This is a genomic window from Psychrobacter sp. AOP5-GZ1-6, from assembly GCF_052376345.1.
Classification (GTDB): Bacteria; Pseudomonadota; Gammaproteobacteria; order Pseudomonadales; family Moraxellaceae; genus Psychrobacter.
On the sequence record NZ_JBQSVP010000243.1, the window covers coordinates 1 to 1689 of the forward strand.

Here is a 1689-nt window from a genome sequence, read left to right on the forward strand (position 1 = left end):
GGCGCGCTCTTTCATTTCAGGGGTATAGTTTCGTGTTTTCATTGTCGTATTCTCTCAGAAAGTTGAGTCTCCGACAATCTCGGGGCGGTTCATAAATGAAGAAAGCGATGAAGTTATATACTCAATACTCAATTCAAATCATAAAGTATTTAATATCGTAATAACAGACTGTAAAACCTTGTCTGATGAATGTCCCAACCAGAAAATATTATATGCTCAGAATGATGCTACTCTCGATACTATTATAGGTGCATTTTGGAATCCTCTTAAAAACCCTGCTCCCCTATATGGAGAATATAATTTTGAGGATCATAGAAGTACAAATCATACTGCGAATCATAGTTTAAATAAGGGAGATGTGATTGGTAGAATTTATTATGCAAGTAGAGTAAAGCAATATTCTTTTATTGAAACTTTAGATTACTGGGCTGAGAGACTAATAGGAGACTTCTACAACAGGGTCACTGGCACAGCTAAATGGAATGATGCTTATATGTATGATAAGAATGCAATATCGTCATTCTTATTATTCCTGGCAATGTATTGTGTCTACTTGATATATATATTTTCAAATTCCACTAAGAAAAAACTAAATAGCAGCATTGAGGACCTAAAGCAAAAAAATATTCAACTATATAGTGAAAGAGAGGTTTTAGAAACGGATCTAGAGAGAATAAACTCTACTATTACTAAGTATAAAGAAAAACTTAGTAATTTAGAAACTGAAGAAGAAAAACTTACTAAGAAAAACGATATTTTACTAGCAAAGTATAATTACATTTTAAATTATACTTTAGCCAATCGATTTCTTATGGAGAGTGAATTTACAGCTCCTATGGGTAATCAAGTACAAAAATTAAAGTTCATCATGGAAGGGTTATTTCAAAGAACATCTATTGATACTAAAGATGCTATACATGATTTATCTAAAGCAGAAGTGCTGAAACAAGAACCAGGTAAAGTTTGGAGTCCTGTTGAAATTGAAAAGTTTAGAGATAACCTAGAACAGTCTATCGACACAATAAATTGGACAATCGAAAATATAAGATCTATTACTAGTTTAAATACTAGTATTTTTGACATTTATGATTGTATAGATAGTTTTATTAGAAAAAGACCACCCGCAGCTAATACAAAAGACATTAAATTAGAACTTATCAGAAGTAGTAACAACCTAGATATTGAAGCCAACTCCGCTCATATTCAAGCAATAGTGAAAAATGCTCTTTATAACTCAATATCTGCTATGAATAACTATAAGAGAATCAATAGAAGAAATCTCAAAGATTTTGAGGCTTTGATTACTATTGAATGTGGACACTATGATGAAAATCATGTTTATCTTCGAATTACAGATAATGGGCCTGGGATGCCGGAGCAGTTCATTGGAAATATCTATGAGTCCTTTGAAAAAGTTGATGAGAATACATCGTCATTAGAAGGAAATGGGAGCTTAATTGTTTCCTCATATTTAGCTATGTATGAAAGTAAAGTTTTAAAACGTAACCCACCTGAAGGTGGTTTTGAAGTAACTTTCGTTTTTAATAGATATATCAATAGGGATAGTAAGAATGTCTAAAATTATTGTAGTCGATGATGAAAAGCAAATAACAGAACAGTTTTCTGAATTTCTTAAAGGTATAGGTCACTCCCCCTATCCTGCTAATACGATTGATGAAGCTTTAGAAA

Annotated in this window: 1 protein-coding gene; it reads left to right on the forward strand. The window is 31.9% G+C overall.

The window, feature by feature from the left end; genetic code table 11:
- Positions 1-178: 178 nt before the first annotated feature.
- Positions 179-1579, forward strand: a complete 1401-nt coding sequence (locus ACT3RN_RS15425; RefSeq protein WP_444518808.1) for a sensor histidine kinase — start codon at positions 179-181, stop codon at positions 1577-1579.
- Positions 1580-1689 lie beyond the last annotated feature (110 nt).